The organism is Halomonas sp. THAF12 (assembly GCF_009363675.1).
GTDB lineage: Bacteria > Pseudomonadota > Gammaproteobacteria > Pseudomonadales > Halomonadaceae > Halomonas > Halomonas smyrnensis.
Genome location: NZ_CP045399.1, coordinates 2,730,395 through 2,746,529 on the forward strand (window position 1 = coordinate 2,730,395; position 16,135 = coordinate 2,746,529).

Below are 16,135 nucleotides of genomic sequence, written 5' to 3' on the forward strand. Positions count from 1 at the left end.
CATCCGCGAATTCGTCAAATCCCCCAACGGTATCGACAAGCAGAGCCCACGCAGTCCCCCTACGCTTGCAAGATACCGTCATTTCGTCGAAGCCCCCGACGCAAAGACGAAATCACCCCCCTGTGACGACCGGCTTCCATCGGGAAACGACATGCTCAACGCCAACAACATGCTGGAAGACGCCACCTGGCGTCAGGACCTCGACACCCTCTTCGCCCGCATCAGCGAGCACTACGTGGTCGACGAGAGCGACTTCGTCGAGGAGCTGATCCAGGCACTCGGCGCGGGCCGCCAGGACTTCGCCCGCACCGCCGAGAAGACCGCCGAACTGGTGCGCGAGATCCGCGAAATGGACACCGCCGTCGACACCATCGACGAGCTGCTCCAGCAGTACAGCCTGGATACCCATGAAGGCCTGATGCTGATGTGTCTGGCCGAGGCCATGCTGCGCATTCCCGACAAGGCCACCGCCGACGCCCTGATCGAGGACAAGCTCGGCCCCGCCGACTGGAAGGCACACCTCGGCAAGAGCGAATCCTGGATGGTCAACGCCTCGACCTGGGGCCTCTTGATGACCGGCCGCGTGGTGACCCTGGACAAGCCTCAGGAGGGCCGGCCGTCCGGCTTCATCAACAAGATGGTCAACCGCATGGGCGAGCCGGTGATCCGCCGCGCCATGGTCGAGGCCATGAAGGTCATGGGCAAGCAGTTCGTCCTCGGCCGCGACATCGACGAGGCGCTCAAGCGCTCCAAGCCGCTGTTCGACAAGGGCTACACCTACTCCTACGACATGCTCGGCGAGGCCGCCCGCACCCGCCGCGACGCCAAGCGCTACTTCGACGACTACGCACGCGCCATCGAGCGGGTCGGCAAGACCAGCCGCTCGCTGTCGGCGAAGACGCCCACGCCGTCGATCTCCATCAAGCTGTCGGCACTGCATCCGCGCTACGAGTTCGGCCGCCGCGAGCAGGTGCTACGCGAGCTGGTCGGCAGCGTGCGCGAACTGGCCCAGATGGCCCGTGAGCGCGACGTGGCCGTGACCATCGACGCCGAAGAGGTCGACCGCCTGGAGCTGTCGCTGGAGGTGTTCCGCGCCGTCTACGAAAGCGAGACCTGCCGCGGCTGGGGCAAGTTCGGCCTGGTGGTCCAGGCCTATTCCAAGCGCGCCCTGCCGGTGCTGCACTATCTCAATCGCCTGGCCGAGCACCAGGGCGACGAGATCCCGTTGCGCCTGGTCAAGGGCGCCTACTGGGACAGCGAGATCAAGGAATCCCAGCAGCTGGGCGTGGACGGCTATCCGGTCTACACCCGCAAGTCCGCCACCGACGTGGCCTATCTGGTGTGCTCGCGCTTCCTGCTCTCCGACGCCACCCGCGGCCGGATCTTCCCGCAGTTCGCCACCCACAACGCCCACACCATCACCAGCATCCTCGAGCAGGCCAACGCCGCCGACCGGGCCTTCGAGTTCCAGCGCCTGCACGGCATGGGCGAGGCGCTCTACGACGCGGCCCTCAAGCGCGCCCCCCAGGGCACCTACTGCCGCATCTACGCGCCTACCGGCGCCCACAAGGACCTGCTGCCCTACCTGGTGCGCCGGCTGCTCGAGAACGGCGCCAACTCGTCGTTCGTCCACCAGCTGGTCGATCCCAAGGTGCCGGTGGAATCGCTGTGCGTGCACCCGGCGGAGACCCTGCGCCAGTACGATGGCCTGGCCAACCCCCAGATTCCCCTGCCCCGCGATCTCTACGGGCCCGGTCGGCCCAACTCGAAGGGCGCGAACCTCAACATCCGCAGCCAGTACCAGCCGCTGATGGATGCCATGGCGAAGCACATGGACACCGTGTACGAGGCGCGCCCGCTGCTGGCCTTCGACGTGGCCGGCGACCCGGCGCAGACCCACGAGGTGACCGCGCCCTACGACCGCCGCCAGCGCGTCGGCACGGTGCTGTGGACCACCAAGGCTCAGGCCGAGCAGGCTTTGGACGCCGCCTGGGCGGCCTTCCCGCGCTGGGAAGCGACGCCGGTGAGCGAACGCGCCGACATCCTGCGTCGCTTCGCCGACCTGATGGAGGCGAACATGGCGGAGCTGATGGCGCTGTGTTCCCGCGAGGGCGGCAAGCTGCTCACCGACGGCGTCGACGAGATCCGCGAAGCGGTGGACTTCTGCCGCTACTACGCCGTGCGCGCCGAGGAGTTGTTCGCCGAACCGACCCGCCTGCCGGGGCCGACCGGCGAGTCCAACGAGCTGATGATGGGCGGCAAGGGCGTGTTCGCGGCGATCAGCCCCTGGAACTTCCCGGTGGCGATCTTCTGCGGCCAGATGGTCGCCACCGCCGTGGCCGGCAACACCGTGCTGGCCAAGCCCGCCGAGCAGACCTCGATCGTCGCCCACCGGGTCGTCGAGCTGCTGCGCGAGGCCGGCATGCCCCGCGACGTGGTGCAGCTGCTGCCCGGCGACGGTCCCACCGTGGGCAGCGTGCTGACCAGCGATCCGCGCGTCACCGGCGTGGTGTTCACCGGCGGCACCGACACCGCCCAGATCATCAATCGCGCCCTGGCCAACCGCGAGAACGCCGCGCTGCCGACCCTGGTGGCCGAGACCGGCGGCATGAACGCCATGATCGTCGATTCCACCGCCCTGCCCGAGCAGGTCGTGGCCGACGTCATCCATTCGGCCTTCCAGAGCGCCGGCCAGCGCTGCTCGGCGCTGCGCGTGCTCTACCTCCAGGACGACGTGGCCGACCGCGTGATCCAAATCCTCGAGGGCGCCATGGCCGAGCTGCACGTGGGCGACCCGCGCGACCTGGGCACCGACGTGGGCCCGGTGATCGACGAGGACGCCCGCCGGGGGCTGCAGGCGCACATCGACCGGCTCAAGGGCGAGGGTCGCCTGCTGGCCGAGACCCGTCTCGATCCGGCGCATACCGCCGAGGGCACCTTCATCGCCCCCAGCGCCTTCCAGATCGACGGCATCGACGCCCTGGAGCGCGAGCAGTTCGGCCCGGTACTGCACATCGTGCGCTACAAGGCCCAGGACCTCGACCGGGTGATCGAATCGATCAACGGACGCGGCTATGGCCTGACGTTCGGGGTGCACAGCCGCAACGAATCCTTCGCCGAGGAGATCGCGCAGAAAATTCGCGTTGGCAACGTATACGTCAACCGCAATATCATTGGGGCCGTCGTCGGGGTCCAGCCGTTCGGCGGCCAGGGCTTCTCCGGAACGGGCCCCAAGGCGGGTGGACCCCACTATCTACTGCGGTTCGCCACGGAAAAGACGGTGACGATCAATACCGCCGCCCTCGGCGGCAATGCGTCACTGCTTGCGCTGGGAGACGAGTGATCCCCGCTCGTCCGTAACGACAACAAACTGAAGGAAGTCCCTCATGGTCGAAAACAACGCCACCCATGGCCTCAGGTGCCTACGCTCTCTGGACGTGATCCTCGCCACCCGCGTGGCGGCCGGCATGCCCACCAGCCACCCGCTGGATATTCATCCGGCCTAACCAACAGGAGAGTTCATATGGCTATTGGTGTCTGGATCAGTCTCTTTGCGTACTTTGCGCTGATGATCGCCATCGGTCTCTATGCCATGCGCAAGTCAACGTCGACCTCGGAAGGCTACATCCTGGGGGGGCGGTCCCTGAGTCCCAAGGTGGCGGCCCTGTCCGCCGGCGCCTCGGACATGAGTGGCTGGCTGCTGCTGGGCCTGCCCGGGGCCATGTTCGTCTCGGGGCTGGGCTCGGCCTGGATCGGCATCGGCCTGCTGGTCGGGGCCTTCTTCAACTGGCTGCTGGTGGCGCCGCGCCTGCGCGAGCAGACGGTGCACTACGGTAACGCCATCACCATTCCCCAGTTCCTGGCGAATCGCTTCCCGACCCAGGCGATCCCGTTGAGAACGGTCTCCGCCATCGTCATCGTGGTGTTCTTCGCGGTGTACACGGCATCCGGCCTGGTCGCGGGCGGCAAGCTTTTCGAGAGCGCGTTCTCCGGCGTGATCAACATCGGCGGCATGAGCGACTACGGCACGGGCATCATCATCACGCTGGGCGTGGTGCTGGCCTACACCGTGGTCGGTGGTTTCATGGCCGTGAGCATGACCGACTTCGTGCAAGGCTGCATCATGATGCTGGCCCTGGTGATCATGCCGGCGGTGGTGCTGTTCGGCGAGGGCGGCGGCGGCTTCGGTCAGGCGTCCCAGACCCTGAACGAGGTCGATCCCACCCTGCTGTCGTGGACCGACGGCCTGACGCTGATCGGTTGGCTGTCGGCGGTGACCTGGGGCCTGGGATACTTTGGCCAGCCGCACATCATCGTGCGCTTCATGGCCATCCGCACCCTCAAGGATGTGCCCATTGCCCGCAACATCGGCATGAGCTGGATGCTCATCTCGCTGATCGGCGCGGTCTCGCTGGGCATCTTCGGCCGCGCCTACGCGGTGCGCAACGGCATGAATGTCGAGGATCCTGAAACGATCTTCATCATCCTCGCCGACCTGCTGTTTCACCCGCTCATCACCGGCTTCCTCTATGCCGCGCTGCTGGCGGCCGTCATGAGCACCATCTCCAGCCAGCTGCTGGTGGCCTCCTCCTCGCTGACCGAAGACTTCTACCGTCTGTTCCTGCGCAAGCAGGCGACGGAGAGAGAGACCGTCACCGTGGGCCGCGTCTGCGTCGCCCTGGTCGGCCTGGTGGCCGCCGTCATCGCGTCCGATCCGGACTCCCAGGTCCTGGGGCTGGTCAGCAACGCCTGGGCCGGCTTCGGTGCGGCCTTCGGCCCGCTGATCATCCTGTCGCTGATGTGGTCGCGCACCAATGGCGCGGGCGCCATTGCGGGCATGGTCGCGGGCGCCGTCACCGTGATGCTCTGGATCTCGCTGGGCTGGAACGGCTCCTTCCTGGGGGGCCCCGGCGTGTACGAGATCATTCCCGGCTTCATCGCCGCCTTCATTGCCATTCTGGTGGTGAGCAGCGTGACCGCCGACGCCGGCGAATATCAGCACATCACTCGATAAGGACGCGTATCAAGCGCCGAGAAGGGCTCCTGCGGGAGCCCTTTTTCGTGTCTCGCCGCCCCGCCCGGACTCAGCCCAGCAGGCTACGCCCCACCAGCGCCAGCGCAAAGAGCGGCAACAGCGCCCGGCTCCAGGTCGCGGCGGAGAGCCGCCACAGTCCCCGCCCGCCGACCGACATGGCCAGCGGCCGCGCGAAGGCGCAACCCAGCGCCCACATGCCCAGCAGCACCAGCGCCCCTCGCCAGGGCCAATCGAGCCCCTGCACCAGCGCGGGTTGATACAGCAACCATACCGACAGCCCCGCCGCCGTCAGCAGCGCGACCAGCGGCCTGTCGCCCGGCCTCGGCCTGGCGGGAAAGCGCCTCCCGACGCGCATGGCCATTCCCTCTCGCTGTCGCCTGTCTCACCGATTCAGTGAAGCCGAAAACCCCGAGATCGGCGAATTCCATGCAGGAAATGTGAAAGCTATACCCGACCTATACGAGATAAGGCCCTGTCAGTGAAGCACTTCATCATGATGCGACCAGATCAGCCCTCTCGTGATAGAAAAATTCTACAAGACATTTAGAAACACTGTTTCTATGCTCTAAGGCACGCGATGCAAGGACGCCGAAGACGCCGAATCACTCGGCGCCGGCATTCAGGAACACAACGGGAGGCTTCCCATGAAAATGACTCGCCTGATCACCGCTACCGCCCTCACCGCTGCCGGCCTCGTCGGCGCCCAGTCCGCCATGGCCTACCAGGCCGGCGATGTCTACGTGCGCGGCGGTATCGCCAAGACCGAGGTCAAGGATGACAACGGCCGCGTGGCCGGTGCTGATCTGGATATCTCCGACGAGCGCGGCTTCGCCTATGGCCTGGGCTACCAGTTCCACGACAAGTTCGGCGTCGAACTCAACGGCACCGAGTCCTTCGAGCACGACCTGGCCCTCGACGGCGCCGGCATCGGCAGCGTGGAGCGCATGCCGCTCAACCTGATGCTCAACTACTACCCCATGGGCGGCACCGACTCACGGATTCAGCCCTACGTGGGCGCCGGCCTGAACTACACGCACTTCTCCGACGAGGAACTGTCCGGGCTGGAGATCGAGGAATCCTACGGGCCCGCCGCCCAGGCAGGCGTGGACTTCGCCCTGACCGATCACCTGCTGATCGGCGCCTTCGCCCAATACGCGGACGTGGACGCCGACGCCAAGCTCGACGGTACCGACATCGGAGAGGCCGAAGTGGATCCGGTCACCGTCGGCGGCAGCTTCACCTACCGCTTCTGATGCTCGACGCCGAAATGACCGCCATGACGCCGGGCCCCGTGCCCGGCGTCATCTTTTGATGTGCATCAATTCGAGCCGCGAACCATTTTGCCTTGAGTCAAATCGGCGCCGCGGCGCACCCCGTAGACTGGAGCCCTCGCTTACTTCACCGAGGAGCCAGCCCCATGCGCCGCCCCCTGATCTCCACCCTGATCGTCGCCACCGGCCTCGTCGCCAGCAGCCAGGTGCTCGCCTACGGCGCCGGCGATATCTACACCCGCGTCGGCGTGGCCAAGGTCGCGCCCAAGAGCGATAACGGCGATCTCGCCGGCGGCACCTACGACGTCGACGTGCAGGACGACAACGGCTTCGCCTTCACCCTGGGCTATCGTTTCACCGACAAGCTGGGCGTGGAACTGCTGGCCGCCGAGCCCTTCGAGCATGACATCCGGCTCAACGACGCCAACCTCGCCTCCACCAAGCACCTGCCGCCGACCCTGACCCTGCAGTACTACCCGTTCGGCGGCACCCAGGCGCGGGTGCAGCCCTATGCCGGGGTGGGCGTCAACTACACCCATTTCTCCGACGAACACATCGACGGCGGTGATCTGGAGCTGGACGATTCCTGGGGCGCGGCCGCCCAGCTGGGCGTCGACCTGCTGATCGACGAACACTGGGCCTTCAATGCCGCCGCCTGGTACCTCGACATCGACACCGATGCCGAGCTGAACGGCACCGACATCGGCAACGTCGAGATCGACCCGCTGGTGGTGATGGGCGGCATCAGCTTCCGCTTCTGAGCCGCTTCGACATGCCCTGCAAGAAAGGCCCGCCGAATGGCGGGCCTTTCTTGTGTGCAAGCGGCATGACGCGTGTCGGGGCCGCTAGCAGGCGATATGGCGCGACAGCCCCAACGCCTTGAGCGTCTCGTCGTCGAGCCCCTCGATGGCTTCCACCTCGGCCAGGCGGGCGTGATAGTCGGCACTCAGGAAGGGCTTGCCGGCCAGGAGATGATCGAGATACTCCCGCGCCGGCCGCAGCGCCTCGCCGGTGGTTCCCGGCGCGGCCACATAGACCCAGGCCTCGATGGGGCCTTGCCCCGTATGGATGGGCAGGCGCAGCCGATCGTAGTCGTGGGGGTAGCCCTCGAAGGGATCCATGCACTCGATCTGCTCCGGGGCGAGCAGCTCGAACAGCGCCCCCTCGACCCGCTCACCGGCGGCGGGCACCACGTTGGCGTGGCTGATGCCGGGCACCCGCGAGGCCTTGTCGAAGCGCAGGCCATGGTCGCGCAGCACCCCGGGCAAGGCTCGCCGGGTCGTGCCGATCCGTGCCTCGATCCGGGCGGCGTTCATGTTGCTGCCGTAGGCGAAGTAGTAGGGCATGAGCGACTCAGTTCTCGGTGACCAGCTGGTCGATCCGCTCCATCACCTTGCCCATCAGCACCCGCTGGCTGGCCTTCGCGCCTTCCTGGATCAGATAGGCCTCCACGGCGGGGGCCACGTCGCAGCTCGCCGGCATCGGCGCGCGCGCCTCCACCAGCGCATCCAGCCGGGCGATGAACACGAAACGCAGCCACTGGGGCAGTGACATCGTGTCGATGCAGAACGGCTCGGAACTGTCGAAGGCCTCCGGCGCGGGACGCTCCATGCGCCACAGGTCGGACGCCTTCATGGTGGACTCGAGTTCGCGCAATGCCTGCTCGAGTTCCTGATGAACGGTCATGAGAAATACCTCTGATCTGACTAGGGGACCATTATCCCGCGCCTGCACGATGCGGGCCACCCCCTGTCACGCCGGTGCCGGGGGCAAGACCTTGCGCAGGAAATCCCGGGTGCGCGGATCCTCGGGGGCCTGGAACAGCCGCGAGGGCGGGCCCTGTTCGACGATCCGCCCGCCCTCCATGAACACCACCCGGTCGGCGACGTCCCGGGCGAAGGCCATCTCGTGGGTCACCACCAGCATGGTCTGGCGCTCGGCGGCCAGCCGCTTCATCAGCGCCAGCACCTCGTCGACCCATTCCGGGTCCAGCGACGACGTCGGCTCGTCGAACAGGATCACCTCGGCCTGGGCGGCCATGGCGCGACCGATGCCGACCCGCTGTTGCTGGCCGCCGGACAGCGAGGCCGGATAGGCGTCCGCCTTGTCGGCCAGGCCGATGCGTTCGAGGATTTCCCTGGCCCGGGCATGGGCCTTCGCCTTGGGCCAGCGATTGACCACGATCAGTCCCTCGGCGATGTTCTCCAGTGCCGTCTTGTTGGCGAACAGCGCATAGTTCTGGAACACGAAGGCGGTGCGGCGTCGTGCGGCCAGGATGTCGGCGCGGCTGGCCCGGGTCACGTCGACCTCCAGATCGCCCAGGGTCAGCCGGCCGGCATCGGGCCGCTCCAGGAAGTTGAGGCAGCGCAGCAGGGTCGACTTGCCGGTGCCCGACGGGCCGATCACCACGATGATCTCGCCCCGCTCGATCTCCAGATCGATGCCGTCGAGCACGGTGGCGTGGCCGAAGCGCTTGACGAGTTGGTTGACCTTGATCATCGGCGATAGGCCTCGTTGAGTCGGCGTTCCAGGCGCCGCTGGCACCAGGCCAGCAGCTCGACGATGGCCCAGTAGATCACCGCCACGGTGATGAAGGCCTCGAAGTAGAGGAAGCTCCCGGCCGCCTCCTTCTGTGTCGCCCCCATCAGCTCGGTGACGCCGAGGGTAAACGCCAGGGAGGTGGCCTTGATCATGTCGATGAAGTAGTTCATCAGCGTCGGCACGGCCACCCGGGTGGCCTGGGGCAGCACGATCCGCCGCATCAGCTGGCCGTTGGTCATGCCGATGGAGAGCGCCGCCTCGGTCTGGCTGCGGTCCACGCCGACGATGGCGGCGCGGATCGACTCCGCCATGTAGGCCGAGAAGTGCAGCGTCAGCCCCATGATGGTGGCGGTGATGCCATCGATCTGGGTCAGGAAAGCCAATACCTGGGGCAGGCCGTAGTAGAACAGGAACAGCTGCACCAGCAGCGGAGTGCCGCGGAAGAAGGAGATGAACAGCAGGGTGATGCCGTTCAGCCCCGGAAGCTTCAGCACCCGGATCACCGCCAGCCCGCAGGCCAGGGCCAGGGCCAGCACCATCCCCGCCGCGGCCATCGCCAGGGTCAGCGGCAGATAGCCGAGCAGGATGGGCGCGAGCCCCAGCATGTAGTCGAAATCGAGCACACTCATGTCGGGTGCTTCGCCTCAGGGCCGCGTGATGTCGTTGCCGAACCAGCGCTCGGAGATATCGGTCAGCGTGCCGTCCTCGCGCAGGGCCTCGAGCGCCGCGTCGACCTCGTCGCGCAGGGCGCGACCCTGCTCGGTATCGCGGAACGGCAGGGCATTGTGGATCTCGGAGAACGGCTGACCGGCCAGCTGCAGCGGCAGCGGCTTCTCCTGGATCACCTGGCTGGCACTGACGCGATCCATGATAAAGGCATCGACGCGGCCCAGCGCGGTGTCCTGTTCGATATTGCTCTCGTAGGTGCGGATATCGATGTCATCGGCGTAGGGCAGCTCGCGCAGCAGCTGCTCGTAGTTGGAACCGAGGTTCACCGCCACGCGCTTGCCGCGCAGGTCCTCGACGCCGCCGATCTCGTCACTGCCCTCCTTGACCACCACCTGAGCGCCGTCATAGACGTAGGGCGAAGTGAAGGCATACTTCGCCTCGCGCTCCTCGGTCATGGTGATCTGATTGGCGATGGTGTCGATGCGACCGGACTCCAGCATGCCGAACAGGCCGGAGAAGTTGGCGGTCACGAACGTTACCTCGGCGCCCATCTCCTCGCCCACCGCGTTCATGACATCGACCTCGAAGCCCTTGAGCGTGTCCTGCTCGACGAAGGTGAAGGGGAAATACCCCCCCGACATGCCGACCCGGAGCGTCGTGTCCTGGGCGAAGGCGCCGCCGCAGAAGGCGATGGCGCCGGCGGAGAGTAGCGTCAGAGTGAAGCGACGAAGCATGATGTGCCTCCGTTGGGATTCTGCTTTTGGAATAAAAACGACCATTTAATATTTCATTTTCGCACAGACCGTAGTGGAAATCTCGGTCATGGACCAATAGTGGCCCATTATGGGCGCCATAGCGGCCAGGCGATGCATTCATTCACAGCAGCGCTGAATGTTCCTGTGGATAACCACTGGAAAGCCGTCGCCGAGGCCGATACGGTGGGCGCGAAGCGGGATCGTTCAGGTTTTGATCAGCCGGCTCATCAACGCCCGCTGCCACGGGCTGACAGCGTCGGGGCACCACGGTAGAGTGCACGCTCGTCACAGAGGGAAACCGCATGCAGCCGATCGACAGCTTCCACGACTTCTTCGCCCGCACCGGAGCCGAGACATGGCTCTACCACATGGGGCGCGGCGTCGAACCCTGCGAGCTTGAGACGCTGACCGCCCTGGAGCGGGACGAGCGGCCCTGGCCCCAGCCCTGGCAAGGCAAGGCGCGGCTGGCGATGGTGTTTCGTCTCGGCGAGATGGAAGATCCGCTGATCTGGTTCCTGGCGCTGCCGCTGGACGAACAGGGCCGGCTCGACCCGGCGCCCCGCGACGCCTTCCTGCAGCGCCTGCTGGAAACCCTGGGTCGCAACGTCCAGGGCCTCGGCCGCGAGGACGGCGAGGCGATCGACAACCTGATGAAGGACAATCCCCTGGCCTTCACCCCGTCCCTGCCCTTCCAGGCCGTGCTACACGCCCGGGCGAGCCACGACACGGGGCAGCCGGCCAGCCAGCACATGGAGCCCGCCGAGGCCTACCTGGAAGGCCAGCAGGACCTGGACTGGCGGGCACTGGGCCTGCAGGGCCTGGCCGACGTCGCCGTGCGCATGGATGACGACCAGGCCGAGCGACTGGCGGCACGCCTGCCGACCCTGCCCGACGAAGTGCTGGCCTCGCTGTGCTACTGTCTGGAGCATGTCGGCGTTTCACGGCCGCTGGCCGAGGCGCTGCGCGCCCGGGGCGAAGCGGCCGCCGAGGCCGGCGACATCGAGACCTTCTGCGCCTGCGTGCGCGCCGTGTCCGGCGCAGAGAGCACGATCGCCGGCGCCTGGTTCGACGCCCTGCTCGACGACCCCGAGGCCTGCGGCCCGGATCTGCTGGCGGCCATCGCCGGACGCGGCTGGCGACACCTGGAGGACGGCGAGCGCCTGCCGCGCTTCCTGACCCGACTCGCCGACACGCCGCGCGCGGAGTTTTCCACCGTGGCCCGCGATCTGGCGCTGATCCCGCGCCTGCGGCTGCCGGTGCTGATGACGCTGCGCGAAGCCGCGCCGGATTCCGCCATCGGTCGCCGCCTGGGCGCCCTGTCTCGCGGATGACCTCACTCTCGCGGATGACCTCACAAGGAGCGATGCCATGAAGGAGCTGCCCTACCAGGCCAAGGCGGTGATCGGCCGCCGCGAGATGGTGACCCTGCCGGAACTCGGCCTGACGCTGTGCGCCAAGGCCGATACCGGCGCCAGGACCTCATCCCTGCACGCCGAGGACATCGAATCCTTCGAGCAGGACGGCCACCTGTGGGTCAGCTTCACCACCCGTGGCGGCGGGCCGACGAGCCCGGCCCATGTGCACTGCCTGCACCTTTACGACCGGCGCCAGGTCACCAGCTCCAACGGCCAGGCCGAATGGCGCTACGTGATCCGCACGCTGATGCAGCTCGGCGAACTGGAGTTCCCCGTCGAGCTGACCCTCGCCGACCGTCGCCAGATGCGCCACCCCATGCTGCTCGGGCGTCGTGCCCTGCGGCGGCTGCTGGTGGCACCCGGCGCCGGCTTCCTGCACGGCGAACCCTGAACCGCTCCCCCATGGCATCGGAGGCCCTATGCATATCGCGCTGCTGTCCCGTAATCGCAGACTCTATTCCACTCGCCGGCTGATCGAAGCCGCCGAGCAGCGGGGCCATACCACCCGGGTGGTGGACACCCTGCGCTGCTACATGAGCATCGCCTCCCATCAGCCCTCGATCCACTACAAGGGCGAACAGCTCGAACCCTTCGATGCCGTGATTCCGCGCATCGGCGCCTCGATCACCTTCTATGGCTGCGCCGTGCTGCGGCAGTTCGAGATGATGAACACCCCGGTGCTCAACGACAGCGTGTCGATCACCCGCTCGCGGGACAAGCTGCGCTCGCTGCAGCTGCTGTCGCGCAAGGGCATCGGCCTGCCGGTGACCGGCTTCGCCCACTCCCCGGATGACATTCCCGACCTGATCACCATGGTTCGCGGCGCCCCGCTGGTCATCAAGCTGCTGGAGGGCACCCAGGGCATCGGCGTGGTGCTGGCCGAGACCAACCAGGCCGCCGAATCGGTGATCCAGGCCTTCATGGGCATGAAGGCCAACATCATGGTCCAGGAGTACATCAAGGAGGCCAAGGGCGCCGATATCCGCTGCCTGGTGATCGGCGACAAGGTGGTGGCGTCGATGAAGCGCCAGGCCGCCGAGGGCGAGTTCCGCTCCAACCTGCACCGCGGCGGCAGCGCCAGCGTGATCCGCATCACCCCGGAGGAGCGCTCCACGGCGATCCGTGCCGCCAAGGCCATGGGCCTGCGCGTGGCCGGGGTCGACCTGCTGCGCTCGAACCATGGCCCGGTGATCATGGAGGTCAATTCGTCGCCCGGCCTGCAGGGCATCGAGACCGCCACGGGCAAGGACATCGCCGGGCTGATCATCGAGCACCTGGAGAAGAGTTCGACCCCGCGACGCAAGGCGCCGCCCAAGCCGAAAGGATAAGCCACAACGCCTAAATATTTGGCCACTGGGGGTGGCAAAAGCCCGTCGACACCCCCACAATCTGCGTCACCGGAGGAGGTGACCGCCCATGTTTCTCGATAATCGCCAGGTGGCGATGGACAGCGTCCTCGAGGCGCTGGCCGACAGCATCGACTATTTCCAGGACAACCATGAGCGCCTGCGGCCGAGCCTGCGCGAGGTCCTGCAGCCCTATTTCGATACCCGGAAAGCGTTGATGCGCGAGCTGCAGGAGCTGGCCCGCCGGTATCTTGCCCTCCTCCCCCGCGATGCCGATGTCGAGCGCGACGACTACATGTGGCTATGGAGCCGACTGAAGAGCTTCGTCGGCGACGACAGCCAGGTGCTGATCAACGAGCTGCTGGAACAGGAGCGGGTGCTGATGCAGGCGCTTTCCACCCTGTACACCCACCCCCTGCCCGACGCCATCGAGGCGGTCATCGAGGAGTGCTGGAAGCACTGTCGCTCGCTGATTCGCGAGCTGTATCGGCAGCAGAAGAAGCATCAGCGGCGCTGATCGCCGCCCGCGGCACGATCTGCAGCGGCTCCTCGGGTCCCAGGAAATGGGGCTCCCGCCCCCAGACGTAGAGATCGCCCAGGGTCGCCACTCGCGCGACCCACTCCCGAGCCTTCAGCCACAGCACCCCCTCCGTGGGGCGCTCCGGCGCCGCGCAGCCGCGCGCCTCGATCCCCAGCGCCTCGGCGATGAACAGCGCCCGCGGCAGATGCCACGACTGGGTGACGAGCAGCGCCCGATCCACGTCGAAGACGCCGCGCGCCCGTGACAGCGTATCGAAGGTGCTGAAGCCGGCGTAGTCCAGCGTCATGGCCGCATCGGGCACCGCACGGCCGCGCAGGTCCCGCCACATGGTCACCGGCTCGTTGTAGTAGCGGGTGCTGTTGTCGCCGGACAGCAGCAGGTGCAGCACACGCTCGCTGCGGTACAGCCTCGCCGCGGCCTGCATGCGCCCCTCGAAGTGCGGATTGCGCTTGCCGCTGCGCGTCCAGTGGGACGTGCCGAAGACGATGGCCACCCGCTCGGGGCCGCACTGCGACAGCCCGTGATCGATACGCTCCCGGGTGTCGGCCAGCATCCACAGATTGGCGCCCACGAACAGCAAAATCGCCAGGAGTGCGAGCACCCCCAGCGACATCAACAGTCCCCTGACACCTTTCCACAATGAGATGGGCATCCGCCTTTCCGGTTAAAACATGCCGAGCTCGAGCTTGGCCTCGTCACTCATCATCTCGCGACTCCAGGGCGGATCGAAGACGATCTCGGTGTGCACCTGGCTGATCTGCGGGGCGCCGAGAATCTTGTGGCGCGCATCGGCGGCAATGACATCGCCCATGCCGCAGCCCGGCGCGGTCAGCGTCATGCGGATGGTGACGATCCGTTCGCCGGTGATCAGCCGCTCGATACGACAGCCGTAGACCAGTCCGAGTTCGACGATGTCGACCGGAATCTCGGGGTCGAAGCAGGTCCGCAGCTGGTCCCAGACGAACTGCTCAATCGCCTCCTCGGAGGCGTCCTCGGGCAGCGTCGGACGCGGCACGGCCTCGAGCCCCAGGGCGTCGAGATGGCTGCCCTCGATCAGATAGAGCCGCCCCTCGTGACCCACGCTGACCGAGTTACCCTTGGCCTGCATCACGCTGACCTCGCTGTCCTCGGGCAGCGTGATGGTCTTGCCGAAGGGAATGGAGATGACCTCGACGTCGCGCTGCAGGGGCAGGACCTGGCCCTTGTGCAGGCTCGCCAGGGGATCGTCGATCTCGCTCATAGGACTCCTTGGAGCTTCATTCACAGCGGCCGCGGCGCGTCCTCAGGGGGCCCGCCGCGGCCGTGATCCGGGAGCGGCGCTCAGCGCAGCATGCCCACGACCCGCTCCAGGCCGTCGACGAAGACGTCGACCTCCTCGGGGGTGTTGTAGGCGGCGAAGGAGGCGCGGCAGGTGGCATCGACGCCGAACGAGGACAGCAGCGGCTGGGCGCAGTGGTGTCCGGTGCGGATCGCCACGCCGAGCTGGTCGATCAAGAGGCCGATGTCCTGGGAATGGGCGCCCTCGACCACGAACGACAGCACGCCGGCCTTCTCGGGTGCGGTGCCGAGGATGCGCAGGCCGTCGATGCGCGACACGCTGCGCGTGGCGTGCTCGAGCAGCCGCGACTCCCAGGCGCCGATCAGCGGCAGGCCGATCTCCTCGACCCACTCGAGCGCGCGCCCCAGGGCGATCACCTCGGCGATGGCCGGGGTGCCGGCCTCGAACTTGTGCGGGATGCCGGCGAAGGTGGTGGGCGCCTCGAAGGACACGGTGGCGATCATCTCGCCGCCGCCCTGCCAGGGCGGCATGGCCTCGAGCAGCTCGGCGCGGCCATAGAGCACGCCGACGCCGGTGGGGCCATAGACCTTGTGGCCGGAGAAGGCATAGAAGTCGACGCCGAGCGCCTGCACGTCGACCTTCTGATGCGGCGCGGCCTGGGCGCCATCGACCAGGATCAGCGCGCCGTGCTCGTGGGCCACCCGGGCCATGTCGGCCACCGGATTGACGGTGCCCAGCGCGTTGGAGACGTGGTTGACCGCCACCAGCCTGGTGCGCTCGGAGATCAGGTCGCGGTAGGCGGCCTGGTCGAGCACGCCGCGCTCGTCCACCGGGATCACCTTGAGGGTGAAGCCCTTCTCGGCGGCCAGCAGCTGCCAAGGCACGATGTTGGAGTGGTGCTCCAGGCGCGAGATCAGCACCTCGTCGCCCTCGCCCAGGTTGGCGCGGCCCCAGCTCCCCGCCACCAGGTTGATCGCCTCGGTGGTGCCGCGGGTGAAGACGATCTCGCGGCTCTCGGCGGCGCCGAGGAAGGCACGCACGGTTTCCCGGGTGCCCTCAAAGGCCGCGGTGGCCTCGTCGGCCAGGGTGTGCAGGCCGCGATGGATGTTGGCGTTGTAGCGCCCGTAGTAGTCGTCGAAGACCTCGATCACCTGACGCGGGGTCTGGCTGGTGGCCGCGTTGTCGAGATAGACCAGCGGCTTGCCATGGACCTCCCGATCGAGGATCGGGAAGTCGCGGCGGACCCGCGCCACGTCGAGCAGCAGATCGCTGAAGTCGACCAT

General features: G+C 67.0%; 17 protein-coding genes. 8 read left to right on the forward strand and 9 right to left on the reverse strand.

Annotation, left to right across the window (positions count from 1 at the left end):
- The first annotated feature begins 151 nt into the window (after positions 1-151).
- Positions 152-3,343, forward strand: coding sequence for a bifunctional proline dehydrogenase/L-glutamate gamma-semialdehyde dehydrogenase PutA (gene putA / locus FIU88_RS12620; RefSeq protein ID WP_152479477.1), 3,192 nt, complete (start codon positions 152-154; stop codon positions 3,341-3,343).
- Between the two features lie 180 nt (positions 3,344-3,523).
- Complete coding sequence (gene putP, locus FIU88_RS12625; RefSeq protein WP_152479478.1) at positions 3,524-5,014, forward strand: sodium/proline symporter PutP; 1,491 nt, start codon at positions 3,524-3,526, stop codon at positions 5,012-5,014.
- A 70-nt stretch (positions 5,015-5,084) separates the two neighbouring features.
- Here putP and FIU88_RS12630 read toward each other — a convergent pair whose 3' ends face one another.
- Positions 5,085-5,396 (reverse strand): hypothetical protein, encoded by a 312-nt coding sequence (locus FIU88_RS12630; protein WP_152479479.1) that lies wholly within the window; start codon positions 5,394-5,396, stop codon positions 5,085-5,087.
- Positions 5,397-5,679: 283 nt separating this feature from the next.
- On the opposite strand from FIU88_RS12630, the gene FIU88_RS12635 reads away from it, so the two are divergent.
- Positions 5,680-6,288: an OmpW family protein gene (locus FIU88_RS12635; RefSeq protein ID WP_152479480.1), complete on the forward strand. Its 609-nt coding sequence runs from the start codon at positions 5,680-5,682 to the stop codon at positions 6,286-6,288.
- Between the two features lie 164 nt (positions 6,289-6,452).
- Positions 6,453-7,067, forward strand: coding sequence for an OmpW family protein (locus FIU88_RS12640; RefSeq protein ID WP_152479481.1), 615 nt, complete (start codon positions 6,453-6,455; stop codon positions 7,065-7,067).
- A gap of 84 nt (positions 7,068-7,151) precedes the next feature.
- Here FIU88_RS12640 and FIU88_RS12645 read toward each other — a convergent pair whose 3' ends face one another.
- The 5 genes from FIU88_RS12645 to FIU88_RS12665 all read right to left on the reverse strand — a co-directional run bounded on the left by FIU88_RS12645 (position 7,152) and on the right by FIU88_RS12665 (position 10,250).
- Positions 7,152-7,652, reverse strand: coding sequence for a gamma-glutamylcyclotransferase family protein (locus FIU88_RS12645; protein WP_152479482.1), 501 nt, complete (start codon positions 7,650-7,652; stop codon positions 7,152-7,154).
- Positions 7,653-7,659: 7 nt separating this feature from the next.
- Positions 7,660-7,992, reverse strand: a complete 333-nt coding sequence (locus FIU88_RS12650; protein WP_016853884.1) for a YqcC family protein — start codon at positions 7,990-7,992, stop codon at positions 7,660-7,662.
- 66 nt (positions 7,993-8,058) lie between these two features.
- The gene (locus FIU88_RS12655; protein ID WP_152479483.1) at positions 8,059-8,805 is read right to left on the reverse strand and encodes an amino acid ABC transporter ATP-binding protein; all 747 of its coding nucleotides are present in this window, start codon (positions 8,803-8,805) and stop codon (positions 8,059-8,061) included.
- A complete protein-coding gene (locus FIU88_RS12660; RefSeq protein WP_016853886.1) occupies positions 8,802-9,476 on the reverse strand; it encodes an amino acid ABC transporter permease in 675 nt (224 codons plus the stop codon). The genes FIU88_RS12655 and FIU88_RS12660 overlap by 4 nt, the downstream gene beginning before the upstream one ends.
- A gap of 15 nt (positions 9,477-9,491) precedes the next feature.
- Positions 9,492-10,250, reverse strand: a complete 759-nt coding sequence (locus FIU88_RS12665) for an amino acid ABC transporter substrate-binding protein (RefSeq protein ID WP_152479484.1) — start codon at positions 10,248-10,250, stop codon at positions 9,492-9,494.
- 323 nt (positions 10,251-10,573) lie between these two features.
- Between FIU88_RS12665 and FIU88_RS12670 the strand changes: the two genes are divergently transcribed.
- The 4 genes from FIU88_RS12670 (at position 10,574) to FIU88_RS12685 (ending at position 13,549) form a co-directional block, all read left to right on the forward strand.
- Complete coding sequence (locus FIU88_RS12670) at positions 10,574-11,602, forward strand: DUF3549 family protein (protein WP_152479485.1); 1,029 nt, start codon at positions 10,574-10,576, stop codon at positions 11,600-11,602.
- A 37-nt stretch (positions 11,603-11,639) separates the two neighbouring features.
- Positions 11,640-12,077 carry a RimK/LysX family protein gene (locus FIU88_RS12675; RefSeq protein ID WP_016853889.1) on the forward strand — a complete coding sequence of 146 codons (438 nt, stop codon included), beginning with the start codon at positions 11,640-11,642 and terminating at the stop codon, positions 12,075-12,077.
- A 28-nt stretch (positions 12,078-12,105) separates the two neighbouring features.
- Entirely contained in the window at positions 12,106-13,014 is a 909-nt protein-coding gene (gene rimK, locus FIU88_RS12680) for a 30S ribosomal protein S6--L-glutamate ligase (RefSeq protein ID WP_016853890.1), read from the forward strand.
- A gap of 88 nt (positions 13,015-13,102) precedes the next feature.
- Positions 13,103-13,549, forward strand: coding sequence for a hypothetical protein (locus FIU88_RS12685; RefSeq protein WP_152479486.1), 447 nt, complete (start codon positions 13,103-13,105; stop codon positions 13,547-13,549).
- Here FIU88_RS12685 and FIU88_RS12690 read toward each other — a convergent pair.
- From FIU88_RS12690 to FIU88_RS12700, 3 genes are all read right to left on the reverse strand, one after another.
- A complete protein-coding gene (locus FIU88_RS12690; RefSeq protein ID WP_040477856.1) occupies positions 13,470-14,225 on the reverse strand; it encodes a vancomycin high temperature exclusion protein in 756 nt (251 codons plus the stop codon). The genes FIU88_RS12685 and FIU88_RS12690 overlap by 80 nt on opposite strands.
- Before the next feature lie 12 nt (positions 14,226-14,237).
- Entirely contained in the window at positions 14,238-14,804 is a 567-nt protein-coding gene (sufT, locus tag FIU88_RS12695; protein WP_026068292.1) for a putative Fe-S cluster assembly protein SufT, read from the reverse strand.
- A gap of 89 nt (positions 14,805-14,893) precedes the next feature.
- Positions 14,894-16,135, reverse strand: coding sequence for a cysteine desulfurase (locus FIU88_RS12700; RefSeq protein WP_152479487.1), 1,242 nt, complete (start codon positions 16,133-16,135; stop codon positions 14,894-14,896).